Here is a 25,744-nt window from a genome sequence, read left to right as displayed (position 1 = left end):
ATCCTCGTCGATCGACTCATCGTATCCTCCGCTCGGATCGGCGGTTCAGAGTGGTGCTGGTCACCCATCCTGCCGTAAGGTGGGCGTTAGAACAATTGTCAGAGAACATCTGTACCAGCGCCGGCGCCTTCTCGCCCGCCGCTGGTCGGGCCCCGGGACAGCACGAGGACTGACGAGACATGACCTACCTGATCAACGATGCATCCGACTTCTCCGCCGAGGCGGTCCGCGGCCTGGTGGCCGCGCACCCCGAGCACGTCAGCGCCGTCCACGGCGGCGTCGTGCGCGCCACCGAGACGCCGAAGGGCCAGCCGGCGCTGGTGATCGGCGGCGGCTCCGGGCACTACCCGGCCTTCGCCGGCTGGGTCGGGCCCGGCATGGGCCACGGCGCGCCCTGCGGCAACATCTTCGCCTCTCCGTCGGCCTCGCAGGTCTACTCGGTGGCCCGCAACGCCGAGAACGGCGGCGGCGTCATCCTGGGCTTCGGCAACTACGCCGGCGACGTGCTGCACTTCGGCGCCGCCGCGGAGAAGCTGCGGGCCGAGGGCGTGGACGTGCGCATCGTCAAGGTCAGCGACGACGTCGCCTCCAACTCGGAGGAGAACCACCGCGACCGCCGCGGCATCGCCGGCGACCTGCCGGTGTTCAAGATCGCCGGGGCGGCCATCGAGGCCGGTGCCGACGTCGCCGAGGCCGAGCGGGTCGCGTACAAGGCCAACGACGCCACCCGCTCCTTCGGTCTGGCCTTCGACGGCTGCACGTTGCCCGGCGCCGAGGAGCCGCTGTTCCACGTCGCCGAGAACACCATGGGCGTGGGCCTGGGCATCCACGGCGAGCCGGGTGTGAAGGACCTGCCGATGGGCTCCGCCTCCGAGGTCGCCGACCTGCTGGTCGACGGCGTGCTGGAGGAGGACCCCGGCATCGGCTCGGGACGGGTCGCGATCATCCTCAACGGTCTGGGCACGGTGAAGTACGAGGAGCTCTTCGTCGTCTACGGCCGGGTGGCCGAGCGGCTGGAGGCCGCCGGGCTGACCCCGGTGCGTCCGGAGGTCGGCGAGTTCGTCACCAGCCTGGACATGGCCGGACTCTCGCTGACGGTGGTCCACCTCGACGAGGAGCTGGAGCAGCACTGGACCGCTCCGGTGGACACCCCGGCCTACCGCCGCGGCGCCGTCGACGGCGCGCGGAGCCCGCGCACCACGTTCTTCGCCCCCGGCGAGGAGGAGGTCCCCGCCGCTCAGGAGGACGCGCAGCGGCAGGCCGGCCGCGTGCAGTCGGTGGTCGAGCTCTTCGCGCGCATCTGCGCCGAGCAGGAGGAGGAGCTGGGCCGCATCGACGCGATCGCAGGCGACGGCGACCACGGCCAGGGCATGGTGCTCGGCACCCGCGGCGCCGTCGAGGCCGGCGCCGTCGCCCTGGAGCGCGGCGCCGGCGCCCGGACGGTGCTGGTCCACGCCGGCACCGCCTGGGCCGAGTCGGCCGGCGGCACCTCCGGAGCGCTGTGGGGCGCGGCGCTGACCGCGGCCGGCCGCGCGCTCTCCGATGAGCGGGCCAGCGACGACGCGGCCAAGGGGCAGGCGCTGCTCGACGCCGTCGACGCCGTCCGCCGCCTGGGCGGCGCCGAGGTCGGCGACAAGACGATGATCGACGCCGCCGTGCCGTTCTCCGGCGAGCTGCGCAAGGGGCTCGACGCCGGCACGCCGCTGGCCGAGGCCATCACCGCCGCCGCCCAGGTCGCGCAGCAGGCGGCCCGGGACACCGCCGACATGACCGCGCGGCTGGGCCGCTCCCGGGTCCTCGGCGACAAGTCGCTGGGCACCCCCGACCCGGGCGCGGTCTCCTTCTCGCTGCTGATGCAGGCCCTCGGCGAGCACCTCGCCGAGACCTGAGTCCGCGTCGCGAGACTGGATCGCGCGTCCGAGCACCGAGTCGAGGAGGAGCCGCATGGAGCGGATCGACGGCGCCCCGTGGGTGGGCACCAGCTGGAAGATGACCAAGACGCTGGCCGAGGGCCGCGAGTTCGCCCGCGGACTGGCCGAGGCGCTGGCCGCGGAGCCGCGGCTGCGCGAGCGGGTGCGTCCCTTCGTCATCCCGCCGCACACGGCGCTGGCCGCCGTCGCCGCGGAGCTGGAGGGCTCCGGCGTCGTCGTCGGCGCGCAGAACGCCCACTGGGAGGACGCCGGCGCCTGGACCGGGGAGGTCTCGGTGCCGCAGGTCGCCGACGCCGGCGCGGCGCTGGTGGAGATCGGCCACTCCGAGCGGCGCGAGCACTTCGGCGAGACGGTGGAGACCACCGCGGCGAAGGTCGCCGCGACGCTGCGCCACGGGCTGACGCCGCTGCTCTGCGTGGGCGAGCCGGCCGAGGTGCGCGACGCCGGCGGCTCGGCCGAGCACATCCTCGCCCAGGTCCGCGGGGCGCTGGACGGGCTGTCCGAGGAGGAGCTGGGCCGGGTGCTGGTCGCCTACGAGCCCATCTGGGCGATCGGCGAGCATGGACGTCCGGCCACAGTGCCCGAGCTCGAAGCGCCCTTCGCCGCGCTGCAGGGCGAGTTCGGCAGCCGCACTGCGGCGATCCTCTACGGCGGATCGGTGCACCAGGACAACGCCGCCGAGCTGCTCGCCATGGACGACGTCGACGGACTCTTCGTCGGCCGCGCCGCCTGGCGACTGGAGGGCTATCTGGAGCTGCTGCGCCTGGCGGCCGGCTGAGTCGCGCCGCGGCGGCGGCGTCGTCGGTCTCGGCTTCCCTCGCTGAGTGGTCACTTCTGACGGCGTCTGACCCGCGACACGCCGGTCTGCGGCCTCAGGCGTCGTCAGGAATGACCACTCAGTCCGCGGCGTCCTCCGCGCCGTCCGCTGTGCTCTCCGCTGCGGCGCCGTCCGCGCCGGAGTGATCCTCGACGGCGGTGAGCACGCGATCCTGGGCGGTGCCCATATGCGAGCCCATGGCCGCCGCCGCGGCCTCGGGATCGCCGACGCGCACCGCCTCGATGATCGCGGCATGCTCGGTGATCGCCCGCTCGGCATCCTCCGGCCGGGCGACGCCGCGGTCGACCCAGATGCGCAGCAGCGCGCGCACACTCTGCAGCAGCGCTGAGAGGGCGGCGTTGCCGGTGCAGGCCGCCAGCTCCTGATGGAAGTGCGCATCGGCCTCGATGAACTGCTGGCGGTCACCCAGGTCCTGGTGGCGGGTCATCGTGTCGACGTGCCGCTGCAGGCGGTCGACGGCGTCGTCGTCGCGCCGCTCGGCGGCGTGCCGTGCGGCCTGCGCCTCCAGCGTCGAGCGCAGCTCGACCAGGTCGGCGACGTTCTGCGCGCCGAGCATCAGACCCCAGTTCAGCGTGCGGGGGAGCAGCTCGGAGGCGTGCGACTGCAGGTAGGTCCCGGAGCCGGGACGGACCTCGACGATGCCCAGGATCTCCAGGGCGGCCAGGGCCTCGCGCACTGCTGACCGGCCGGTGCCCAGCATCTCGGCCAGCTGGCGCTCGGCGGGCAGCCGAGTCCCGGGCTCCTGCTCTCCGGAGGTGAAGTAGGCCAGCAGACGCGAGGCCACTGCCGCCGTCGGCGTGCTGGCCGGGATCGTCGACAGCCTGCCGTGGAGCTCTTCGGCCGGATTCTGCGGATAACGAGGCATGCCGCGAGTCTATCGAGTCGGGCCCGAGTCCACCCCAATTGGTCAACCGGTTGACAACTATGCGTTCGCCTGATTCGCTGTGGTGAGTCAGATCACCCAGCACCTGTCTCATCGGAGGAGCCGCATGCTCGGCATCAGCACCTACGCCTATCTGTGGCGGGCGTCCGATCGGGTTCCCGAGCCCTGGACGCTGCCGCAGATGCTCGCCGACGCCGCCTCGCTCGGCGCCGAGGTCTTCGAGATCTGCGACCACGCGCCGCTGGAGGGCATGGACGCCGCACAGCTGCACGAGCTGCGCTCCCTCGCCGACGACCTCGGGCTGCGGCTGGCGGTGGGCACCCGCGGCGTGCGTGCCGCACATCTGCGGCGGTTCCTCGAGATCGCCGAGGCGCTGGGCGCCGGGACGGTCCGCTCGATGGTCCAGCCGGCCGACACCCCCGTCGACGTCGCCCGCGAGCAGCTGCGCGCGGCGATGCCCGCCTACGCGGCGGCCGGGGTCGAGCTGGCGCTGGAGACCTACGAGCAGCTGCCGACCACCGCGCTGGTCGAGCTCGTCGAGACCGTGGACAGCCCTGCGCTGGGCATCACCCTGGACCCGGGCAACGCCGTCGCCGCCCTCGAGCGCCCCGCCGACGTCGTCGCCGCGACCGCCGCGCACGTGAAGAACCTGCACGTGAAGGACTTCGCCTTCACCCGCGAACCCGGCTGGGTCGGCTTCACGTTCAGCGGCGCGCGGCTGGGCGAGGGGCTGCTGGACTACGCGGCGATGGTCGCGGCCGTCGCGCCCGAGGAGCGCGGGATCGACCAGATCATCGAGCACTGGCTGCCCTGGCAGGGCGACGCCGAGACCACTGCGACGGCCGAGCACGACTGGACCGTCCACAGCATGGACTGCCTGAAGAGCCACCTGAGGAGGACGCACGCATGACCATCGACACCACGACGATCGACACCATGACGATCGCGCTGATCGGCGCCGGCGGAAAGATGGGCCGCCGCATCACCGACAACCTGCGCACCACGGAGGCGCAGGTGCGCCATGTGGAGAAGTCCGACGCCGGCGCCGAGCGGCTGCGCGAGGCCGGTGTGGAGACCCTGCCGCTGGAGGAGGCCGTCGACGGCGTCGACGTCGCCATCCTGGCGGTGCCCGACATCGCCCTGGGCACCGTCAGCGCCGAAGTCGTGCCGCTGCTGCCGGCCGGAGCGATCCTGATGACCCTGGACCCGGCCGCCGCCTATGCGGGGCTGCTGAGCCCCCGCGAGGACGTCGAGTATGTCTGCGCCCATCCGGCGCACCCCTCGATCTTCCTCAAGCGGCGCACCGACGAGGAGTACGCCGACACCTTCGGCGGCGTCGCCGCGCCGCAGCACGCCGTCGCCGCGGTGGAGTCCGGCGACGCGGCCGTCGCCGAGCGCGCCGCCGAGGTCATCCGAAGCATCTACGCGCCGGTGATCGACGTCCACTGGGTCACGGTCAAGCAGCTCGCGGTGCTGGAGCCGACGCTGGTGGAGACCATCGCCTGCATGATCGGCGAGCTGCTCCACGAGGCCCTCGAGGAGACCGTCGACACCGTCGGGGTGCCCCGCGAGGCCGCCGAGGCGCTCTTCCACGGCCACATCCAGGTCGCGCTGGCCAATGCGCTGCGCGGCGACAATCCGTTCTCCGAGGCCTGCCACATCGCCATGGGGCACGGGCGGGACATGATCATCAAGGAGGACTGGAAGCGCGTCTTCGACGACTCCGTCCTCGACGACACGATCGCCAAGATGCTGAAGATCGAGGCGGTCCGCCGCTGACGTCGTCGGGCCCCTCCGCACCGTCGCGAGGGGCCCGCGTCGTCCGGGGGAAGGAGACCACTGACCATGAGCACTCTCACCGTCATCGGAGTGGCCGTCGCCGCAGTCGCCGTACTGCTGGTGCTGGTCATCCGCTTCAAAGTTCCGGCCTTCGTGGCCCTGCTCGCCGCCGCCCTGGTGACCGCCTTCGCCAGCGGGATGCCGCTGGACGAAGTCGTCCCGACCTTCGTCGACGGGATGGGCGGGACGCTGGGCTCGGTGGCCCTGCTGGTCGGGCTGGGCGCCATGCTCGGCGCGATCATCGAGAAGACCGGGGGCGCGGCCGCGCTCGCGACGTCGCTGACGTCCGTCCTCGGCCCGCGGCGCGTCGGCCCGGCCCTGCTGCTGACCTCCGGGGTCTTCGCGGTGCCGATCTTCTTCGACGTCGGCTTCATCATCATGCTGCCGATCATCTTCTCCTTCGCGCGCGCCGCGGGCCATCGCGCGCCCATCGCGGTCGGGGCGCCGATCGCCGCGCTTATGGTGTTCATCCACAACATGGTGCCGCCGCACCCCGGCGTCACCGGCAGCTCCACGCTGCTCGGCGCCGACGTCGGTCTGGTGACCCTGCTCGGCCTGGGGATCGCCGTGCCCATGGGCTTCCTGGTCCACGTCGTCGGCCGGATGATCACCGATCGGCGGGACTTCCCGCTGGACCCGATGGTCCGGCGGCGCTTCGAGCAGACGGTCGACGCGCAGGATCGTCGGGCCGCCGGCGAGGACGACGAGCCGGACGGGGCCGACGGAACCGGCGGGACCGGTGGGACCGGTGGGACCGGTGGAGCCGCCGGCCGCCCGGCACCTGCCGGCGGCGGCGACGTCGCGACGGCGGTGCGGACGGCGCCTGCGACGGTGCGCGGCCCCGGGGCCTTCGCCGTGGCCAGCATGGTGGTGCTGCCGGTGCTGATGATCACCGTCGGCACCCTGGGGTCGCTCGTGGTCGCGGAGGACAGCCTCCCCGGACGCGTCGTCTCGCTCGTCGGCGAGCCGGCCTTCGCCCTGCTGGTGACGGTGGCCGCGGCGATCTTCGTGCTGGGGATCCGCGGCGGGTGGAGCATGCGGGACCTCAGCGGGGTCATGGACGCCTCGCTCGCCCCGGCGGCCATCGTGGTCTTCGTGACCGGCGCCGGCGGCGTCTTCGCCGAGGTGCTCACCCAGACCGGCGTCGGCGACACCATCTCGCAGGAGCTGCTGGGCACCGGCATGCCGATCCTGCTGATGGCCTTCCTGCTGGCCACCGTCTTCAAGGTCGCGCAGGGCTCCGGCACCGTGGCCACGCTCGCCTCGGCCGGACTGGTGCAGAACGTCGTCGTCGACGGCGACTTCACCTCCTTCCAGGTGGCGCTGATCGTGCTGGCCATCGGCTGCGGATCAGTGGCGCTGTCGCACATCAACGATTCCGGATTCTGGGTGGCCAACACCTTCCTGGGGCTCTCGGTGGCGGACGGGCTGCGCACCTGGACGGTGCTGACCACAGTGCTGGGATGGACCACGATGATCATCCTCGCCGCGCTCTGGCCTCTGGCGGCGTGAGCGTCCGGCGCAGGATGGGATGACGACCGGAGGGCCGCCGCGCGGCGGCCGCGGAGGAGGAGCGAGCATGAGACAGGGACAGCCATCGGTGCAGACGCCGCAGCTCGACGGCCGGACGGTGATCGTCACCGGCGGCGGGTCGGGGATCGGTGCGGCGACCGCACGGCTGGCCGCCCGGCGCGGGGCGGCCGTCGGGGTGGCGGACATCGACCGAGCCTCCGCCGAGGAGGTGCGCGACGAGATCGTCGCGGCCGGCGGCACGGCCGCGGCGCTGTCGGTCGACGTCTCGCAGGAGGCCGACGTCGCGCGCATGATCGCCGAGACGGCGGAGGCGCTCGGCCCGGTGACCGGGCTCGTCAACAATGCCGGCGTCATCGTCACCCGGGCGCTGGTCGACACCACGGTGGAGGACTGGGACCGGTGCCTGCAGGTCAACGCCCGCGGTGCGTTCCTGGGATGCAAGCATCTGGTGCGCCACGCCCGGGAGCACGGGCTCGGAGCGGCGATCGTCAACACCGGGTCCATCTCCGCGCTCGCGGGCCAGGACGGCCAGGCGGCCTATGCCGCATCCAAGGGCGCGATCGTCCAGCTGACGCGGCAGATCGCCGGAGAGCACGCCGCCGAGGGGATCCGCTGCAACTCCGTGGGGCCGGGCTCGGTCCGCTCGGCGGTCCTGGACTCCTTCCTGGGCAGTCAGGAGGACCCGGCCGCGGCCGAACAGACGCTGGCCGCGACGCATCCGGTCGGGCGCATCGGCGACCCGGAGGAGGTCGCCGCGGCGATGTGCTTCCTGCTCGCCGACGAGGCCTCGTTCATCACCGGGGCGAATCTGCAGGTCGACGGCGGCTACACCGCGGTATGACGCGTCAGGGAGGAGAGGCCATGTCAGGTGTGGACGAGCTGGTCCGAGGCGGCGCCGCGCCGGTGAAGATCGCCGACGGCGCGACCTGGTCCGAGGGGCCGTGCTGGATCCCGGAGACGAGCACGGTGCGCTGGAGCGACATCCACGGGGACCGCATCCTCCAGCATGATCTGCGCACCGGGGCGACGTCGGTGCATCGGGACGGGGTGGAGTTCACCAACGGCCGCACGCGCCGCGGCGACGGGGCGATCGTGCAGTGCTCGCACGGCCGGCGCCGGGTGGAGGTCGAGCGCGACGGCGTCGTCGAGTCGCTGGTGGAGCGGTGGTCGGGCGGGCGCTTCAACTCGCCGAACGACGTCGTCGTCGCCTCCGACGGCGCGGTCTGGTTCACCGACCCGCACTACGGCATCACCGTCGCGGGCGAAGGACACCCGGGGGAGATGGAGTACGGAGGCTGCCATGTCTTCCGCGTCGACCCCGGGACCGGGGAGGCTGAGCCGATGATCACCGACATCGCCGAGCCGAACGGTCTGGCGTTCTCCCCGGACGAGTCGGTGCTGCACGTCAGCGACACCTCGGCGGTCCGCCGGCCGGCCGGCGTCGGCGAGCGGCGGGTGGTCTCCTACGACGTCGTCCGGGAGGAGGGGCGGATCCGGTGCCGAGGTGGCAGGACGCTCTTCGAGATCCCCGCCGGCATCCCGGACGGGATCCGCGTGGACGAGGCCGGGCGCGTCTGGAGCTCGGCGGCCGACGGCGTCCACGTCTACACCGACGCCGGCGAGCACCTGGGCCGGATCCCGGTGCCGGAGGTCGTGGGGAACCTCTGCTTCGGCGGCGCCGAGGGACGCGAGCTGTTCATCGCCGCCACCACCGGCATCTACCGGCTGCCCGTCACTGTGCGCGACGCGACCTGGTCGCGGATCGGCGGCTGACCGTCCCTCGTCCGCGGCCGGGATGGCATGATGAGCCTGTCCCCGGGGCGGAGCGGCGCCGCTCCGAGAGGGCGGCCGTGCTGTCCGCCGTGCGAGGAAGGAGACGCCCGTGACGACTGCAGGCTCCACACCCGCCGATGGCCCGCTCACCGATGGCCCGCCCGCCGATGCGGAGACGCTGGCCGCCCTGGTCCGGGCCGGGCTGATCCCCGCAGGGGTGACGCCGACGAAGGTCGCCGACGGGGCGATCTGGTCCGAGGGCCCCTGCTGGATCCCGGAGACGGGCACGGTCCGCTTCAGCGACATCCCCGGCGACCGCATCCTGGAGCATGACCCGGCCGCCGGCGCGACCCGCGTCCACCGCTCCGGGGTCGAATTCACCAATGGCCGCACGCGCCGCGGCGACGGGGCGATCGTGCAGTGCTCGCACGGCCGGCGCCGGGTGGAGGTCGAGCGCGACGGCGCCGTCGAGCCGCTGGTGGAGCGCTTCGCCGGCCGGCGTTTCAACTCGCCGAACGACGTCGTCGTCGCCTCCGACGGCGCGGTGTGGTTCACCGACCCGCCCTACGGGATCGTGAACCCGCGCGAGGGTCATCCCGGCGAGTTCGAGTACGGCGGCTGCCATGTCTTCCGCGTGGATCCGGGGACGGGCGAGGCCGAGCCGATGATCACCGACATGGGCGACCCCAACGGCCTGGCCTTCTCCCCGGACGAATCGGTGCTGCACGTCAGCGACACCTCGGCAGGCCGGCTGGCCTCCGGCGGGCACCGGCACGTGCGCTCCTACGACGTCGTCCGCACTGACGACGGGGTGCGCTGCACCGGCGGGCGGGTGCTCTTCACGCCGCCGTCGGGCGTCCCCGACGGCATCCGGGTCGACGCGGCCGGGCGGGTCTGGAGCTCGGCGGCGGACGGCGTCCACGTGTACTCCGCCGACGGCGCGCATCTGGGTGCGGCGCCGGTGCCGGAGGTGGTGGCCAATCTCTGCTTCGGCGGTCCGGAGGGGCTGGACCTCTACATCGCCGCCACCACGGGGCTGTACCACCTGCCGGTGCTGGTGCGCGACACGACCTGGGCCCGACTCGGCGGCTGAGCCCCCGCCCCGGCCTGTCCCGCCCCGGCCTGGGGCGATGAGTCCGTGGGACGGGTGGGAATACGGCGACATTCCCGCCCGTCCCACGGACTCATCGCCGAGGGGGCGGGGCTCAGCCGTCGGAGGAGACGCGGCCGGCGACGGCGTGCAGGTGGCGGCGCAGGGCGTCGTCGACGGTCGTCGGCTCCCGGGTCTCGAAGGCCGCCAGCACGTCGGCGTGCTCGGCGACGGCCTCGTCCATGTCCAGCCGGCCGTGGTCGGCGGTCTGGCGCATGCGCTGGACGTGGGTCTGCAGCGAGTCCAGCGACTGCTGGAGGAAGACGTTGCCCGAGGCGTGCACGATCGCCAGGTGGAAGGACCAGTCGGCGGTGAAGTACTCGCGGAGCTCCGCGAAGCCCTCGCCGGTGGTCGGCCGGCCCTCGTCGAGTCGGCGGCGCACCTGGTCGGCGGCGGCCTCGTGCCGGGCATGGGCGGCGCGCAGCTCGGGCAGCAGCTCCTCGATGCGGGCCATCGCGCGGGCGGCGGCGGCCGGCTCCAGGATGAGACGCATGTCGAAGAGCTGCTCGAGGTGCTCGCGGGACATCGGCGGGGCCACGCGGTAGCCCTTCAGCGCCTCGCGGGTGACCAGCCCGGTGTGCTCCATCTGCACCAGCGCCTCGCGCACCGGGGTGGGGGAGACGGCGAGCTCGCGGGCCAGCGCGTCGATGGTCAGCGAGCTGCCGGCCGGCGCGGAGCCGTCCAGGATCTTCTCGAGCAGCGCGTCGTAGACCCCGTCGCGCAGCGCGCGCCGGGAGATCGACGGGCTCGGGCGCGCGCCGGCGTCGTCGGGGCCGGGCCCGGAATCGGCGGCGGGCTGGGAAGTCGTCATGGTCCCTCGATCCTAGCTGGACGTCCTCCGGGCGCTCGACGCCGCGGATCCCTCTCTCATCATGCGGTCATCGGCCGATGGTGCGACACGTCATGTCACCGACTTCCCAATATCCTATTGGATATGTGACAGTAGTGTGCGTCACATGGCCGGCGGACGCCGACGTCCGCAGATTCTGGAGGTTCGATCCGTTGATCGCCCACGACGCTGAGACCTGGCCGATCGCCGGCAACATGCTGGCCTTCGGCAGCACCACGCCCGACGGCACGCCCGTGCACGAGGCCGACGCCGCCTACTGGGCCGACTGCCTGCGGCAGATGCGCGAGCTGGGCTTCGACCACATCGACCCCACCGACGCCTGGCTGCCGCTGCACCGGCTCTCCGCCGAGCGGCTGGAGGAGTTCCGCGGCGTGCTGGCCGCCGAGGGGCTGGGCATCTCGTCCATCTCGATGACGCGGAACTCCGTCGTCGACGCCGAGCACGGCGAGCGGAACCTCGCCGACGCCCACCGGCTGATCGACGTCGCCCCGACGTTCGGCGCGACGATCGTCAACACCGGCTTCATGCAGGCCTTCACCCCCGCCCAGGCCGAGGCGCAGTGGTTCTGGCACGCCGCCGGCCACGTCGACGACCCGGCGCTGCGTCCGCTGGCGATCGAGCGCGTCCGCGAGCTCGGCGACCACGCGCAGGCCAACGGCATCCAGCTGAGCCTGGAGATGTACGAGGACACCTTCATCGGCACTCCCGAGCGCGCAGTGGCCTTCCTCGAGGAGGTCGACCACCCCGCCGTCGGGCTCAATCCGGACCTGGGCAACCTGGTGCGACTGCACCGTCCGCTGGACGAGCTGGGCGGCACGCCGGAGGCGATGCACGAGAAGGTCCTGCCGCACACCAACTTCTGGCACATCAAGAACTACTCGCGGGACTACGACCCGGCCACCGGCGCATACTTCTCCGCCCCGACGCCGCTGAAGACCGGCTACATCAACTACCGCCGGATGATCCGCCGCGCGCTCGAGCTGGGCTTCACCGGCCCGTTCTGCTGCGAGCACTACGGCTCCGACTCGATCGGCGTCTGCGCCGAGAACCGCGACTACATCCGCGGCGTGCTCGCCTCGGCGCCGCGCGGCTGACCGCATCCCGACACTGCCCGACCACCACCCAGGAGGGTCCCCATGACATCCCCAGTCCAGTCCATCAGCACCGTCACCGTCGTCGGCGCCGGCTACATGGGCGGCGGCATCGCCCAGTCGCTGGCGCTCGCCGGCTACACCGTGGAGATCGTCGACGTCGACGTCGAGGCCTCGCGCCGCGGCCTGGAGCGTCTGCTCGGCGAGGCGCAGGACTTCGAGGACCAGGGCCTCTACCCGGCAGGCTCCACCGAGACCATCCGGGCGAACCTGACCGCCGGCCGCACGCTGGAGGACGCCGTCGCCGACGTCGACTTCATCGAGGAGGCGGTCTTCGAGTCCCCCGAGGTGAAGAAGGACGTCCTCGGCCGGATCTCCGCGAGCGCCCGCGACGACGCGATCATCGGCACCAACACCTCCACCATCCCGGTGCACGTGCTGGCGCCGGCGGTGACGCGCCCCGAGCGGTTCTTCACCGTGCACTACTCCAACCCGGCGCCGTTCATCCCCGGTGTGGAGCTGGTCTCCGGCGAGGAGACCGCCCCCGAGGCCGTCGCGGCGGTCAAGGAGCTGCTGGAGCGCTCGGGCAAGGAGGGCGCCGAGGTCGCCGACAAGCCGGGCATGGTGCTCAACCGCCTGCAGTACGCGCTGCTGAAGGAGGCGGTGAACGTCGTCGAGGAGGGCGTGGCCACCCCGGAGGCGGTCGACACCATCGTGCGCACCACCTTCGGCTTCCGGCTGGGCTTCTTCGGGCCGTTCGCCATCGCCGACCAGGCCGGCCTGGACGTCTACGCCAAGTGCTTCAAGATCGTCGAGGACGCCTACGGCGAGCGGATGGCGACGCCGACGATGCTCACCGACCACGTCGAGGCCGGCCGTCACGGCGTGAAGAACGGCAAGGGCTGGACCGGCGACTTCGACGAGGAGACCGCCGCCGAGCTGGTCGCCTACCGGAACAAGGCCTACGCGAAGATGGGCGACCTGCTGCGCGAGCTGGGGCCGGCGCCGCGCGGCACCGGCAGCGACCAGGTCTGATCCCTCCCCGGCCGCGCGGCGACCGCGCGGCCTCGGGCAGTCGACGCCCGCCGCAGTCGACGCCCGCCGCCACCGCACATCGGTCCGGGTCCGCCGTCGCAGTCGTCGACGGCGGGCTCCGGCCGGAGTGCATCCCGCGCCGCCGGCGAGCATCGTCGCCGCGTCTGCGGCGACCCCCGCCGCGCGGCGCGCCTCCCCCCACCCCCCCATCACGTCATCCTCGTCCGCCATCCCGCCGCCTGAGGCGGCGGGCGACCCACGGAGAATCCCCGTATGCTTGAGACACTGTCGTCCGGGCTGTCACCCCTGGCCGCCGCCGACGTCGGACGGGCCTTCGAGCCCGGCACTCCGGTGCTGCTGACGATCGCCGCACTGGCGATCGTGCTGCTGCTGGTGCTGATCATCAAGGTCCGCCTGCACGCCTTCTTCGCCCTGATCATCACCTCGCTGGCGACCGGACTGGCCGCCGGCATCCACTACGGGGAGGTCTTCGACGTCGTCGTCGACGGGTTCTCCTCGACCATCGGCGGCGTCGCGCTGCTCATCGGCTTCGGCGCCGTCCTCGGCCGACTCGTCGAAGTCTCCGGCGGCGCCCAGGTGCTGGCCGACCGGATGCTGGCGACCTTCGGCGAGAAGCGCGCCCCGCTGGCGCTGGCGGTGGCCTCGCTGTTCTACGCCTTCCCGATCTTCCTCGACGCCGGCTTCATCGTGATGCTGCCGATCATCTACACCGTCGCCCGGCGGCTGCAGGGCGGCTTCATGATCTACGTGCTGCCCTCGGTCGGCGCGTTCCTGATGATGCACGCGCTCACCCCGCCGCACCCCGGCCCGACGGCGGCGGCGACGGTGATGGGCGCCGACATCGGCACGGTGCTCGTCGTCGCGATGCTCGTCGGCATCCCGACCTGGTACCTGGCCGGCTACCGGCTGGGCCTGCTGCTGGCGAAGAACCACCCGAACATGCCGGTGCCGGACATCTTCGGCGAGCCGGAGATCACCGAGCACGTCCGCGCGCCGAAGTTCGGCACTGTGATCTTCTGCCTGCTGCTGCCGCTGGCGCTGATCTTCTACAACACGGTCTTCAGCACGTTGGAGTCCACCGGCGCCGTCGACTCCGGCAACGTCGGGCTGACCATCTCCAAACTCATCGGCCCGACGCCGATCGCGCTGCTGATCGCCACGCTGGCGGCGATGTACCTGCTGTACCTGCGCCCGCGCCGCGGAGTGCAGGACGTCCGCTCCGGACTCTCGGACCTGGTGGACAAGGCCTTCGCCCCGGTCTGCTCGATCATCCTGATCACCGGCGCCGGCGGCGCCTTCGGCGGCGTGCTGACCGCCACCGGCATCGGCGACTCCATCGCCTCGGCGCTGGACTCCTTCGGCATGCCGGTCATCCTGGCGGGCTTCCTGGTCGCCGTCGCCGTGCGCGTCGCGCAGGGCTCGGCGACGGTCGCGGCGACGACGGCGGGCTCGATCATGGCTCCGAGCGTCGCCGAGCTGGGCCTGGAGGGCTTCGGACTGGCGGCGATCGTGGTGGCCATCGTGGCCGGCTCGATCACCTGCTCGCACTTCAACGACTCCGGCTTCTGGATGGTCGGCCGGTTCTGCGGCTTCGACACGCTGACCACGCTGAAGACCTGGTCGGTCATCGGCACCGCCATCGGCGTGCTGGCCTTCCTGCTGGCCTGGGTGGTCTACGCCCTGGTCGCCTGAGCGAGGCCGCCGCTGCGGCAGCGATGAGTCCGCGGCTCGGGTGGGAAAGACGACTCTTTCCCACCCGAGCCGCGGACTCATCGTATGTCGGGGGATGTTCCGGGGGCGGGGCGGAGGCGGGCTGAACGTCTGTTCATGTGATGGTTGACACTTGTTCCCGTCGGCATTAGTTTTGCGGCACCACATAATGTGGTGCGCATCACTCACCTGTCCTGATGAGGAAAGGATCACGCCCATGCCTGTACGTCGAACGACGTCCGCCGTCGCCGGCCTCTCGGTCGTCTCGCTGCTCGCCCTCTCCGCCTGCGGCGGCTCCGGAGGCGAGGGGGATCCCGACGCCTGGGTCCTCAACGGCGGCGTCTGGCCGGTCGTGGAGGAGGACCTGGATCGCTACAGCGAGGAGACCGAGGGGGTCGACGTCCAGGTCGAGAGCTTCGCCAACGACGTCTACAAGGAGCGGATCCGCACGGCGGTGGGCTCCGGCGAGGCGCCGACGATGATCGTCGGCTGGACCGGCGGCACGCTGCTCGAGTACATCGACGAGGGCTACGTCGTCGACATCACCGAGTCCACCCAGGGTCTGCAGGACCGGCTCATCGACTCGGTGGCCGCCAACGGCGTCGTCGACGGCAGCACCTACGCCGTGCCGATGAACAACATGCAGCCGGTGGTCCTCTACTACAACAAGCAGGTCTTCGCCGACGCCGGCGTCGAGGTGCCCGCGACCTGGCAGGAGGTCATGGACGTGGTGCCGGTGCTCGAGGAGCACGGCGTGCATCCGTTCTCGCTGGCCGGCAACTCGCGCTGGCCGTACCTGATGTGGGCCTCCTATCTGACCGACCGGCTGGGCGGGGCGGAGGCGTTCGAGGCCGTCGTCGCCGGCGAGGAGGACGCCTGGTCCCATCCGGCCATCGTCGAGGCGATGGAGCGCTGCCAGGAGCTCGTCGAGGCCGGCGCCTTCGATCCCGGCTTCGCCTCGGTCACCGCCGACCAGAACGAGGACGGTCAGCTCGTCGCCGACGGCGAGGCCGCCATGGTCCTGCAGGGCAGCTGGGTCTACTCGCGGCTGCTGCAGGACGAGCCCGACGTCGTCGAGTCCGGCGACCTGGGCTTCACCACCTTCCCGGCCGTCGAGGGGGGCGAGGGCGAGCCGAGCAACATCGTCGGCAATCCGGCGAACTTCTGGTCGATCTCCGCCGACGCGAGCGAGGAGCAGCGTCAGGCCGCCTCGGACTACCTCGAGGAGTCGCTGTTCAACGAGGGGTACGTCGACGGGATGCTGGAGACCGGCAATCTGCCGCCGCTGACCGGTCTGGAGGAGAAGATCGCCGAGACCGAGGACCAGGAGTTCCTGGGCTTCGCCTACGACGCCGTCCAGGAGGCCGAGAGCTTCCAGCTCTCCTGGGACCAGGCGGTCGCCCCCTCGCAGGTGCAGCCGCTGCTGGAGAACCTGGAGAAGGTCTTCCTGCAGGAGATGACCCCGGAGGAGTTCGCCGCGGAGATGAACGCGACACAGGGGCAGTGAGCCGTCGGCCCCTCCCGCCTCGCGGGAGGGTGTCGAGGCGCCGCGCGGGCGGCGGAGGGCCGGAGTCGGTCGTCCGTCGCCCGCCTCGCGTCCGGCCGTGTGAGCAGAGACATATGTGGCGCTTGACACCCGACTGCGAGCTATTTAGTCTTTCCGCAAGACGAAATGCTGATCACCTCGCATCACCTGCCGTGCGACCGCACCCCTCCGGTCGACCGACGGCTGCTCGCCCTGATGAGAAAGGACCTCTCATGACCACCCGCACCCTCACCCGCACCGGCACCCGCGCCGGCACCCGCGCCGGCGCGGCGAGCCTCGCGGCCGCCTCGCTGCTGGCCCTCTCCGCCTGCGGCGGCTCCGGCGGCGGCTCCGGAGACGGCGCCGGAGCCTGGATCCTGACCGGCGGCGGCTGGCCGAACGTCGAGTCCGACATCGAGCGCTGGAACGAGCAGGCCGAGGACGGTCGGCAGATCGCCGTCGAGTCCTTCGAGAACGACGCCTACAAGGAGCGCATCCGCACTGTCGTCGGCTCCGGCGAGGCGCCGACGCTGATCATGAACTGGACCGGCGGCACGCTGGCCGAGTACGTCGCCGAGGAGCGCGTCGTCGACCTCAGCGACGAGGTCGGCGACCTGGAGTCGCGCGTGCACGACTCGGTCTGGCAGAACGGCGTCGTCGACGGCTCGGTCTACGGCGTGCCGATGAGCGGCGTGCAGCCGGCGGTCATGTACCTCAATCAGGACGTCTTCGACGAGGCCGGGGTCGAGCCGCCGCAGACCTGGGCCGAGGTCAAGGAGGTCATCCCGCAGCTCCGCGACGCCGGGTACACGCCCTTCTCGCTGGCCGGCGGCTCCGTCTGGCCGGCGCTGATGTGGCTGCAATACCTCACCGACCGCCACGGCGGCGCCGAGGTCTTCCAGGCCGTCGTCGACGGCGAGGAGGGCGCCTGGAGCGACGAGTCGATCCTCTGGGCTCTGGAGGAGATCCAGTGGCTGGCCGACGAGGGCGGCTTCGACGAGACCTTCACCGGCGTCGACGCCTCGCAGAACGAGGACGCGCGCCTGCTCGCCGAGGGCGAGGCCGCGATGCTGCTGCAGGGCAGCTGGGTCTACTCGACCATCCACGCCGACTTCCCGGAGTTCGCGGAGTCCGACGCCTTCGCCTTCACCGAGTTCCCCGCGCTGGAGTCCGGCGAGGGCGACCCGAGCAACGTCACCGGCAACCCGGCGAACTTCTGGTCGGTCTCCGCCGACGCCTCCGAGGAGGAGCAGCAGGTCGCCGTCGACTACATCTCCGAGCACCTCTACAACGACGAGTACGTCCAGAACACCCTCGACGACGGCAACCTGCCGCCGCTGAACGACATCGGCGAGGAGATCGAGGCCGCGGAGAACGCCGACTTCCTGACCTTCGCCGACGAGCTGGTCAGCGAGGCGGACCACTTCCAGCTCTCCTGGGACCAGGCGGTGTCCCCCGAGGTCTCGCAGCCGCTGATGGAGAACCTGGAGAAGATCCTCGTCGGCGAGATCACCCCGGAGGAGTTCTCCGAGGCGATGAACGGACAGCAGGGCTGATCGCAGCATGACTCAGACTGTGACGTCCCCCCGGTCCGACGCCCGGCGCCGTCAGGGGCCCTCGTTCCTGATGGCGCTGCCGGCGGTGCTCTTCTTCGGCCTCTTCGCCCTGGTGCCGCTGGCCGGCGTCGTGGTGCTGTCCTTCATGTCCTGGGACGGCCTCGGCACGCCCTCCTTCGCCGGCCTCGACACCTGGTTCCGCATCCTGCAGGAGGACCAGACGCGCCATGCGCTGTGGCTGACCTTCCTCTTCGTGATCATCTCCTATGTCTTCCAGGCGCCGGCGGCGCTGCTGCTGGGCGTGTTCATGGCCGGCCAGCAGAAGTACCGAGCCTTCCTGTCGGTGCTGTACTTCCTGCCGCTGCTGTTCTCCTCGGTGGCGGTCGGCATCACCTTCCAGACGCTCTTCAGCCCCAACTACGGCCTGACGCCGGCGCTGGGGTGGGACTGGCTGCCGGCCCAGTGGCTCGGCAGCCCCGACATCGCGCTGCTGGTGGTGATCTTCGTCGTCGGCTGGTGCTTCGTGCCGTTCCACTCGCTGCTCTACCAGGCCGGCGTGCGGCAGATCCCGGCGACCATCTACGAGGCGGCGACGATCGACGGCGCCGGCCGCATGCGCCAGTTCTTCAGCCTGACGCTGCCGCAGCTGCGCTACACGATCATCACGTCCTCGACGCTGATGCTGGTGGGATCGCTGACCTACTTCGACCTGGTCTTCGTCCTCACCCAGGGCGGACCGGCCGGAGCGACCCGGATCCTTCCGCTGGACATGTACATCACCGGCTTCCGCGAGTACGACATGGGCGGAGCCTCGGCCATCGCGGTGCTCCTGGTGGCCGTCGGAGTGACCCTCTCCCTGCTGCTGAACAAGATCTCCGGATCCAGCCGCATGGAGAGCGACAAGGCAGGGGCGTGAGATGAGCACGACTGTGGACGACACCACCCGTCGGCGGACCGGCCGCGCGACCGCGAGCGCCGGAGCAGCCCGCCCGCCCGGTTCGGCCCCGACGGCGCCGGGCCCGAACCACAAGGCCCGCAAGCCCACCGACCGGCCGAACATCCTGGGCGGCCTCGCCGGCTGGGCCTGGCTGGCGGTCATCATCCTGCCCATCTACTTCATCGTCATCACCGCGTTCCGCAGCCGCCAGGACCTGGCGCAGTCGAACCCGCTGGTGCCGTCGAGCGAGCCGACGCTGCAGAACTTCGTCAAGGTCCTCGAGAACGACTTCCTGCACTTCTTCGCCAACTCGGTCATCGTCACTCTGGCCGTGGTGGCGGCGGTGCTGGCGGTCTCGCTGATGGCCTCGTACTACATCGTCCGCTCGACGACCTTCGGCGGCCGCCGGCTGTTCAGCCTGATCCTGCTGGGCATCGCGATCCCGGTGCAGGCGACGATCATCCCCGTCTACTACCTGATCCGCGAGCTCGGGCTGTACGACACCCTGTGGGCGCTGATCCTGCCGCAGATCGCCTTCGCGATCCCGCTGAGCGTGCTGATCATCGTCAACTTCGTCCGCGACATCCCGGCCGAGCTCTTCGAGTCGATGCGCGTGGACGGCGCCGGCGAGTGGAAGATCCTGCTCAACCTCGTGCTGCCGATGGCGGTCCCGGCGATGATGACCGTCGGCATCTACCAGGCGCTGCAGGTGTGGAACGGGTTCCTCTTCCCGCTGATCCTCACGCAGAGCCGCGAAGTGCGCGTGCTGCCGCTGTCGCTGTGGGAGTACCAGGGCCAGTTCGCCGTCGACGTGCCGGCCACGCTGGCCGCCGTCGTGCTCTCCGCGCTGCCGCTGCTGGCCGCCTACGTCGTCGGCCGCCGCTACATCGTCGCCGGTCTGACCGCCGGCTTCAGCAAGTGATCCCGCCCCGCCGCGGGCGCCCCGAGGATGGACCAGAGGACGAAGGAGACTCCCGTGACCGAAGCGACCGATGTGACTGATGCGAGCGTCGAGCGCCGCACCGGCGTCTGGAACGACGCCGGACGCCCCGTCGCCGAGCGCGTCGAGGCGCTGCTGGCCGAGATGACCCTGGAGGAGAAGGTCTCCCAGCTGGGCTCCCACTGGGAGATGCGCCGGGACGAGGAGGCCCAGGGCGAGGTCGCGCCGATGGAGAGCGCGATGTCGGCGGGCAAGCTGGCCTTCGAGCAGGAGATCGTCGACGGCGAGGGCCACCTGACCCGCACCTACGGGACGACGGCGCTCTCGGTGTCCGAGGGGGCGGCCGACCTGCGCGCGCGGCAGGCCGCCGTCGTCGCGGCCAGCCGTTTCGGCATCCCGGCCATCGCCCACGAGGAGTGCCTGACGGGCTTCACCGCCTATCAGGCGACGGTCTATCCGACCTCGCTGGCCTGGGGCGCGACCTTCGACCCCGACCTGATCGAGGAGATGGCCGCCGCCATCGGCCGCGACATGGCCGCCGTCGGCGTCCAGCAGGGGCTCTCGCCGGTGCTCGACGTCGTCCGCGACGCCCGCTGGGGCCGCGTGGAGGAGACCATCGGCGAGGACCCGCACGTCGTCGGCACCGTGGGCACCGCCTACGTGCAGGGGCTGCAGCGGGCCGGCATCCTCGCCACGCTGAAGCATTTCGCCGGCTACGCCGCCTCGCGGGCCGGGCGGAATCACGCCCCGGTGCACATCGGCCCGCGCGAGCTGCACGATGTGATCCTGCCGCCGTTCGAGATGGCCGTCCGCGAGGGGCGGGTCGGCTCGGTGATGAACTCCTACGCCGACCTCGACGGCGAGCCGCCGGCGGCCTCGCACCGGCTGCTCACCGAGATCCTGCGCGAACAATGGGGCTTCGAGGGCACCGTGGTCGCCGACTACTGGTCGGTGGCCTTCCTGGAGTCGATGCACCGGGCGGCCGCCGATCAGCCCGAGGCCGCCCGGCTGGCGATCTCGGCCGGCCTCGACGTCGAGCTGCCGCACACCGGCGGCTACCGCACGCTGGCCCGGCAGGTCCGCGACGGGACGCTGGACGAGGCGGTCGTCGACCGCTCGGTGCGCCGGGTGCTGCGCCAGAAGGTCGAGCTCGGGATGCTCGACGCCGGCCCGGGCGAGACCTGGGAGCCGGCCGTCGACGAGTCGACGGACCTGGACTCGGCGTCCAACCGCGCCCTGGCCAAGAAGGTCGCCGAGCGCTCGCTGGTGCTGCTGAAGAACGACGACGGCGTGCTGCCGGCGCGGCCCGAGGCGCTGTCCGGAAAGCGCGTGGCCGTCGTCGGGCCCTCGGCCGACGAGCCGCGGACGATGATGGGCTGCTACTCCTTCCCGAACCACGTGCTGGCGAAGTATCCCGAAGGCACCTTCCCGCATCGCGGGATCGGCGTGCCGATGCCGACCATCCTGGAGTCGCTGCGCGAGGCCTGGGGCGATGCCGAGATCACCCACGCGAGCGGCTGCCCGATCGTCGAGCACGACGCCTCGCGGATCGCTGAGGCCGCCGAACAGGCCGCCGCTGCGGATCTGGCGGTGGTCACCGTCGGCGACCTGGCGGGCATGTTCGGCGCCGGCACCTCCGGCGAGGGCTGCGACGTCGAGGACCTGCGGCTGCCCGGCGCCCAGCAGGAGCTGGTGGAGACGGTGCTCGACGCCGCCGAGGCCTCGGGCACTGAGGTGGTGCTCGTCGTCGTCTCCGGCCGGCCCTATGCGCTCGGGGCGGTGGCGGAGCGCTGCGCGGCCATCGTGCAGGCGTTCTTCCCCGGCGAGGAGGGCGGCCCGGCGCTGGCCGAGCTGCTCACCGGGGCCGTCGAGCCCGCCGGGCGGCTGCCGATCGGCGTGCCCGCGCTGCCGGGCGGCCAGCCGGCCGGCTACCTGGCCGCGCCGCTGGGGCAGAACAGCCAGGGCGTCTCCAACCTGGACCCGACGCCGCTGTACCCCTTCGGCCACGGACTGAGCTACACGACGGTGGAGTACTCCGCGTGGGAGGTCTCGGCCGCCGAGATCCCGGTGGACGGCACTGTGGAGGTCTCGGCGACGGTGACCAACACCGGCGAGCGTCCGGTGGACGAGCTGGTCCAGCTCTACGTCGGTGACCGGATCGCCCAGGTGGCGCGTCCGGTGCGGCAGCTGATCGGCTACGCCCGCGCCGCGCTGGCCCCGGGCGAGTCGAAGCAGGTGACCTTCGAGGTGCACGCGGATCGGTTCTCCTTCATCGGCGTCGACCTGCGGCGCATCGTCGAGCCGGGCACGATGGACCTGTGGATCGGCCGCTCGGCGGGCGACCTGCCGCTGGCCGGCGAGATCGAGCTGACCGGCGCGCTGCGCGAGGTCACGGGCGCGCGGGTGATGACCACCCCCGCTCGCGTGGGCTGAGGGGGTGCTCTCCTCCCGCCCCGCCCCGCCCGGCGCTGAGTGGTCGATTCTGACGGGACTTCCGGCCCGACACGCCGTGTTCGGCGCGCAGAAGCCGTCAGAATCGACCACGCGTCGCGTCAGAGGCGGCGGATCCGCCCATCGGGCCTCCACCCGTGGGCACGCAGCGCGTCGACGATCTTGCGGATCGCCGCCTGCCATCCGGCGGCCCGGTGACGGTTCGTCAGTCGCACCTCGATCCACCCGTGGGCCATCGCGATCTCGGCGCGGGCGACGTCGCGTTCGACCTGCTGCGGATCGGAATGATGATGCCCGTCGTACTGGACGGCCACGCGCAGGTCCTCGAAGGCCAGGTCCGGCTGGAAGAGCGTCCTGCCCTGCTCATCGCGGACCCGGATGTTGACGGAGGGCTCGGGCAGGCCTGCGCGGAGGATCGCCAGCCGCAGCTCCGTCTCTCGCGGCGAATCGACCCGCTCCCGCGCCAGGTGCGCCGCGTTCCGGGCCAGGCGCACGCCGGGCGAGGCGGTCCGAGCGGCGACGGCGGCTTCGAGCTGCTCGGGCGAGGTGAGCTGGCTGCCGCGCTCGCCGAACTCCGGGCGCGGGGCGCGCAGCATCTGATCGGCGAGTGTCACGGCGTCGAGAAGCCCGTTCAGCTGGGGACAGAGGTCGACGAACGTCCACGCGGGATGGGTCGCGGGTAGCCCCAGCGTCTCGGTGGTGAACTGCTCCGGCACGTCCGTGCGGTGCCCGACCACGAGGCCCGGACGTCGGACACGACTGCCCGCCCGCGGACTCGTGAGATGGAACGGTGCGTCGAGACGGCCCGGCCTCATGTCCTGGAGCACGGCGGCCGTGGCGTGGGAGACGAGCCGGTCCGAACCGCTCGTGAGGGCGTGGAGCGTCTCGAGGGCCGCGGAGTCCTCCTCGAGCAGGTGATCCGGAGAGGTGTAGAGCCCGTGGGCGAGCCGTCGGAGCTGACCGTGGCCCCGTGCACGGCGGAGTTCCGCGGAGGAGAGCTGGGCATCGAGCAGCGTGGCGCGGGGAGAGCCGCGGGTCGAGATGTCGCGGACAGGGCGGCGGCGGAGATCGGGGTGCTCAGTCGTCATGGTGCCCAGTCGACGTCGGAGGTGTCCGCGGCGGAATGCCAGGACGCGCGACTGTGCACGGCCCGGCGTGTCGCCGTCGGAACGACCGTCCCTGTGGAGGAGCACGGCCCTTTCGCCGGCCGGGGGAGTCCCTCGATGCTGTGCCTCTGTGCCTCTGTGCCTCTGTGCCTCTGTGCCTCTGTGCGCCGCACGGCGCCATCGAGTGGTCACGAAGGACGGCGCTGCATCGTTGGAAGGTGCCACTCAGGGCCGAGATGCCGTCAAAAGTGACCACTCCGTGGAGGGGAGCCCCGGGGCACCGTGTGCCGAGCGCCGATTCGGCCACTCGGTGGTGGGAGGGCCCGACGCGCCACCGCGTCCCGGGCCGGAGGGGTCCCCAGGGCGGGGGCGCTCGTCATAGCATGCAGACGTCAGCACGAGATGCGCGACGACACCAGGACCCCACGGGCGGACGGACCGTCCCCAGGAGGCATCACCGTATGGCAGACGAACAGTTCGCCGACTACACCGTCCCGGGCCTCGCGACGGAGAACGGCCACGAGATCGCCGGACTGCTGCAGATCCGGCTGCACGCCTTGAACGACCTGCAGCTGACGCTGAAGCACGTCCACTGGAACGTCACCGGCCCGCACTTCATCGGCGTGCACGAGATGATCGACCCGCAGGTGACCACGGTCCGCGGGTTCGTCGACGAGCTCGCCGAGCGGATCGCCACCCTCGGGGGATCCCCCAGCGGCCGCACCGGCGAGCTGGTCGGCGCCCGCCACTGGGGGGACTACCCGCTGGGCAAGGCCGACACCATGACCCACCTGACGGAGCTGGACAAGGTCTACAGCGGCGTCATCTCCGACCACCGCGAGGTGATCGCCAAGTCCGGCCAGGTCGACCCGATCACCGAGGACATCCTCATCGGCCAGACCAAGGAGCTCGAACAGTTCCAGTGGTTCCTCCGCGCCCACCAGGAGCGCTCCGCCGGCTGATCGGCCGACCGCCGCCCGCCCGGCCCGGAACCGATGACTCGGCGGAATGCGTGGGAAAGCCACGGCATTCCCGCACGTTCCGCCGAGTCATCCCGGAGCGGGGCGGGGCTGGGCCGGCGGCGAGTGTTCTAGTCCCGCTCGGCGTAGAGCCCGCGGCGGGCGGCGTAGGCCTCGCGCACCTGCGGGGTCGGCGCGGCGGTGAAGGTGTGCACCGGCGACGTCGTCCACGACGGCGGCTGCGCGGCACCGGGGAGCACCCACGCCGCCTGCCGTGCCGCGCCGTCGGCGACGTACTCGCCCGGCTCGGGCACCTGCACCTCGCGGCCCAGCACCGCCGGGGCGATCTGCTGCACCGCCGCCGAGCGGGCCGCGCCGCCGATGAGCTTCACCGACTCCACCGGCACGCCCTGCTCGGTCATCGCCTCCAGGCCGTCGGTCAGGCCGCAGAGCAGGCCCTCGACGGCGGCCCGGGCGACGTCGGCGGGGTTCATCGACGCCAGCGAGAGCCCGACGAAGGAGCCGGTGGCCCGCGGCAGGTTCGGCGTGCGCTCGCCCTCCAGGTACGGGATCAGCGTCAGCCCGTCGGCGCCGGGCTCGGCGGAGAGCGCCAGCTCGGCCAGTCGGGCGTGGTCGACGTCGAGCATCGTCGCCGCGCCGTCGAGCACGCGGGAGCCGTTCAATGTCACCGCCAGCGGCAGGAAGGCGCCGGTGGCGTCGGCGAAGCCGGTGACCATGCCGGTGGGGTCCTGGATCGGCTGCGGGGAGATCGCCGAGACGACCCCGGAGGTGCCGATGGAGATCGCCACGTCGCCAGGCGTCATGCCCAATCCCAGGGCCGCGGCGGCGTTATCCCCGGCGCCGGGCCCGAGGATCAGCTCGCCCCAGCCGCGGGCGGCGTCGCCGGTGCCGGCGCGCTCGCCGGGATCCAGCACCCGCGGCAGCACGATCTGCTCGGCGGCGGCCTGGTCGATGCGCAGCGCCCGGGCCAGCAGGTCGCGGCGGTAGGCGCCGCCGGCGGGGTCGTAGTAGCCGGTGCCCGAGGCGTCGGAGCGGTCGGTGGTCAGCTCCTCCAGCCGGGTGGAGCCGGAGAGCTTCCAGGTCAGCCAGTCGTGGGGGAGGGCGACGGCGGCCACGCGCCGCGCGTTCTCCGGCTCGGCGTCGGCCAGCCAGCGCAGCTTGGTCACCGTCAGCGAGGCCACCGGCACCGAGCCGGTCATCCGGGTCCACTCGGCCGCGCCGGCCGTGCCGCCGCCGAACTCGGTGACCAGGTCGTCGGCGGCGTCGGCCGAGCGGGTGTCGTTCCACAGCAGCGCGTCGCGGATGACCGCGCCGTCGGCGTCGAGGGCGACCATCCCGTGCTGCTGGCCGCCGACGGCGGCCGCGGCGACGTCGGCCAGCCCGCCGGCCTCCGCGATCGCCTGCTGCAGCGCCTCCCACCAGGCGGCGGGGTCGACGGAGGTGCCGTCGGGGTGCTTGGCCGAGCCGGTGCGGATCAGCTCGCCGGTCTCGGCGTCGCGGATGACGACTTTGCAGGACTGGGTCGAGGAATCGATGCCGGCGACGAGCGTGGGCACTGCGGTCTCCTTGGCGCTGAGGCGGGTGTCGGGATCGGG

Annotated in this window: 21 protein-coding genes; 17 read left to right on the top strand and 4 right to left on the bottom strand. The window is 72.0% G+C overall.

Annotated elements, in window-relative coordinates:
- Positions 1 to 179: 179 nt before the first annotated feature.
- Positions 180 to 1,889 carry a dihydroxyacetone kinase family protein gene (locus ABD652_RS03660; protein ID WP_344718291.1) on the top strand — a complete coding sequence of 570 codons (1,710 nt, stop codon included), beginning with the start codon at positions 180 to 182 and terminating at the stop codon, positions 1,887 to 1,889.
- Between the two features lie 55 nt (positions 1,890 to 1,944).
- The gene (locus ABD652_RS03655; RefSeq protein ID WP_344718289.1) at positions 1,945 to 2,709 is read left to right on the top strand and encodes a triose-phosphate isomerase; all 765 of its coding nucleotides are present in this window, start codon (positions 1,945 to 1,947) and stop codon (positions 2,707 to 2,709) included.
- A gap of 118 nt (positions 2,710 to 2,827) precedes the next feature.
- Here ABD652_RS03655 and ABD652_RS03650 read toward each other — a convergent pair whose 3' ends face one another.
- Positions 2,828 to 3,634, bottom strand: a complete 807-nt coding sequence (locus ABD652_RS03650) for a FadR/GntR family transcriptional regulator (protein WP_344718287.1) — start codon at positions 3,632 to 3,634, stop codon at positions 2,828 to 2,830.
- A 124-nt stretch (positions 3,635 to 3,758) separates the two neighbouring features.
- On the opposite strand from ABD652_RS03650, the gene ABD652_RS03645 reads away from it, so the two are divergent.
- The 6 genes from ABD652_RS03645 (at position 3,759) to ABD652_RS03620 (ending at position 9,890) form a co-directional block, all read left to right on the top strand.
- Entirely contained in the window at positions 3,759 to 4,562 is an 804-nt protein-coding gene (locus tag ABD652_RS03645; RefSeq protein WP_344718285.1) for a sugar phosphate isomerase/epimerase family protein, read from the top strand.
- On the top strand, positions 4,559 to 5,431 hold the full coding sequence (locus ABD652_RS03640; RefSeq protein WP_344718283.1) for a phosphogluconate dehydrogenase C-terminal domain-containing protein: 873 nt from the start codon (positions 4,559 to 4,561) through the stop codon (positions 5,429 to 5,431). The genes ABD652_RS03645 and ABD652_RS03640 overlap by 4 nt, the downstream gene beginning before the upstream one ends.
- A gap of 66 nt (positions 5,432 to 5,497) precedes the next feature.
- Positions 5,498 to 7,003 (top strand): GntT/GntP/DsdX family permease, encoded by a 1,506-nt coding sequence (locus ABD652_RS03635; protein WP_344718282.1) that lies wholly within the window; start codon positions 5,498 to 5,500, stop codon positions 7,001 to 7,003.
- A 67-nt stretch (positions 7,004 to 7,070) separates the two neighbouring features.
- Entirely contained in the window at positions 7,071 to 7,865 is a 795-nt protein-coding gene (locus ABD652_RS03630) for an SDR family NAD(P)-dependent oxidoreductase (protein WP_344718280.1), read from the top strand.
- A gap of 20 nt (positions 7,866 to 7,885) precedes the next feature.
- Positions 7,886 to 8,797: an SMP-30/gluconolactonase/LRE family protein gene (locus ABD652_RS03625; protein WP_344718278.1), complete on the top strand. Its 912-nt coding sequence runs from the start codon at positions 7,886 to 7,888 to the stop codon at positions 8,795 to 8,797.
- Positions 8,798 to 8,906: 109 nt separating this feature from the next.
- Positions 8,907 to 9,890 (top strand): SMP-30/gluconolactonase/LRE family protein, encoded by a 984-nt coding sequence (locus ABD652_RS03620; protein WP_344718276.1) that lies wholly within the window; start codon positions 8,907 to 8,909, stop codon positions 9,888 to 9,890.
- Positions 9,891 to 10,002: 112 nt separating this feature from the next.
- On the opposite strand, the gene ABD652_RS03615 is transcribed toward ABD652_RS03620, so the two are convergent.
- Positions 10,003 to 10,758 (bottom strand): GntR family transcriptional regulator, encoded by a 756-nt coding sequence (locus ABD652_RS03615; protein WP_344718274.1) that lies wholly within the window; start codon positions 10,756 to 10,758, stop codon positions 10,003 to 10,005.
- 191 nt (positions 10,759 to 10,949) lie between these two features.
- Here ABD652_RS03615 and ABD652_RS03610 point away from each other — a divergent pair, with 191 nt between their 5' ends.
- The 8 genes from ABD652_RS03610 to ABD652_RS03575 all read left to right on the top strand — a co-directional run bounded on the left by ABD652_RS03610 (position 10,950) and on the right by ABD652_RS03575 (position 22,045).
- Positions 10,950 to 11,891: a sugar phosphate isomerase/epimerase family protein gene (locus ABD652_RS03610; protein WP_344718272.1), complete on the top strand. Its 942-nt coding sequence runs from the start codon at positions 10,950 to 10,952 to the stop codon at positions 11,889 to 11,891.
- 42 nt (positions 11,892 to 11,933) lie between these two features.
- Entirely contained in the window at positions 11,934 to 12,923 is a 990-nt protein-coding gene (locus ABD652_RS03605; protein ID WP_344718270.1) for a 3-hydroxyacyl-CoA dehydrogenase family protein, read from the top strand.
- A gap of 273 nt (positions 12,924 to 13,196) precedes the next feature.
- Positions 13,197 to 14,636 carry a GntP family permease gene (locus ABD652_RS03600; RefSeq protein WP_344718268.1) on the top strand — a complete coding sequence of 480 codons (1,440 nt, stop codon included), beginning with the start codon at positions 13,197 to 13,199 and terminating at the stop codon, positions 14,634 to 14,636.
- 235 nt (positions 14,637 to 14,871) lie between these two features.
- Positions 14,872 to 16,161: an ABC transporter substrate-binding protein gene (locus ABD652_RS03595; protein WP_344718266.1), complete on the top strand. Its 1,290-nt coding sequence runs from the start codon at positions 14,872 to 14,874 to the stop codon at positions 16,159 to 16,161.
- A 251-nt stretch (positions 16,162 to 16,412) separates the two neighbouring features.
- Positions 16,413 to 17,735: an extracellular solute-binding protein gene (locus ABD652_RS03590; RefSeq protein ID WP_344718264.1), complete on the top strand. Its 1,323-nt coding sequence runs from the start codon at positions 16,413 to 16,415 to the stop codon at positions 17,733 to 17,735.
- 7 nt (positions 17,736 to 17,742) lie between these two features.
- A complete protein-coding gene (locus tag ABD652_RS03585) occupies positions 17,743 to 18,651 on the top strand; it encodes a carbohydrate ABC transporter permease (RefSeq protein WP_344718262.1) in 909 nt (302 codons plus the stop codon).
- A gap of 1 nt (position 18,652) precedes the next feature.
- Positions 18,653 to 19,594, top strand: a complete 942-nt coding sequence (locus ABD652_RS03580; RefSeq protein ID WP_344718259.1) for a carbohydrate ABC transporter permease — start codon at positions 18,653 to 18,655, stop codon at positions 19,592 to 19,594.
- Positions 19,595 to 19,648: 54 nt separating this feature from the next.
- Positions 19,649 to 22,045: a glycoside hydrolase family 3 N-terminal domain-containing protein gene (locus tag ABD652_RS03575; protein ID WP_344718257.1), complete on the top strand. Its 2,397-nt coding sequence runs from the start codon at positions 19,649 to 19,651 to the stop codon at positions 22,043 to 22,045.
- Positions 22,046 to 22,164: 119 nt separating this feature from the next.
- Here the strand turns inward: ABD652_RS03575 and ABD652_RS03570 are convergent, their stop codons facing one another.
- Positions 22,165 to 23,151, bottom strand: coding sequence for a hypothetical protein (locus tag ABD652_RS03570; RefSeq protein ID WP_344718255.1), 987 nt, complete (start codon positions 23,149 to 23,151; stop codon positions 22,165 to 22,167).
- A gap of 479 nt (positions 23,152 to 23,630) precedes the next feature.
- On the opposite strand from ABD652_RS03570, the gene ABD652_RS03565 reads away from it, so the two are divergent.
- Positions 23,631 to 24,131 (top strand): Dps family protein, encoded by a 501-nt coding sequence (locus tag ABD652_RS03565; RefSeq protein WP_344718253.1) that lies wholly within the window; start codon positions 23,631 to 23,633, stop codon positions 24,129 to 24,131.
- A 128-nt stretch (positions 24,132 to 24,259) separates the two neighbouring features.
- On the opposite strand, the gene xylB is transcribed toward ABD652_RS03565, so the two are convergent.
- A complete protein-coding gene (gene xylB, locus ABD652_RS03560) occupies positions 24,260 to 25,705 on the bottom strand; it encodes a xylulokinase (RefSeq protein ID WP_344718251.1) in 1,446 nt (481 codons plus the stop codon).
- Positions 25,706 to 25,744: the final 39 nt, after the last annotated feature.

It is taken from the genome of Nesterenkonia halobia (assembly GCF_039536005.1).
In the GTDB taxonomy this organism is placed as follows: Bacteria; Actinomycetota; Actinomycetes; order Actinomycetales; family Micrococcaceae; genus Nesterenkonia; species Nesterenkonia halobia.
Note: the sequence above shows the minus strand (reverse complement) of the source record. Positions and strands in the feature narration are given on the sequence as shown.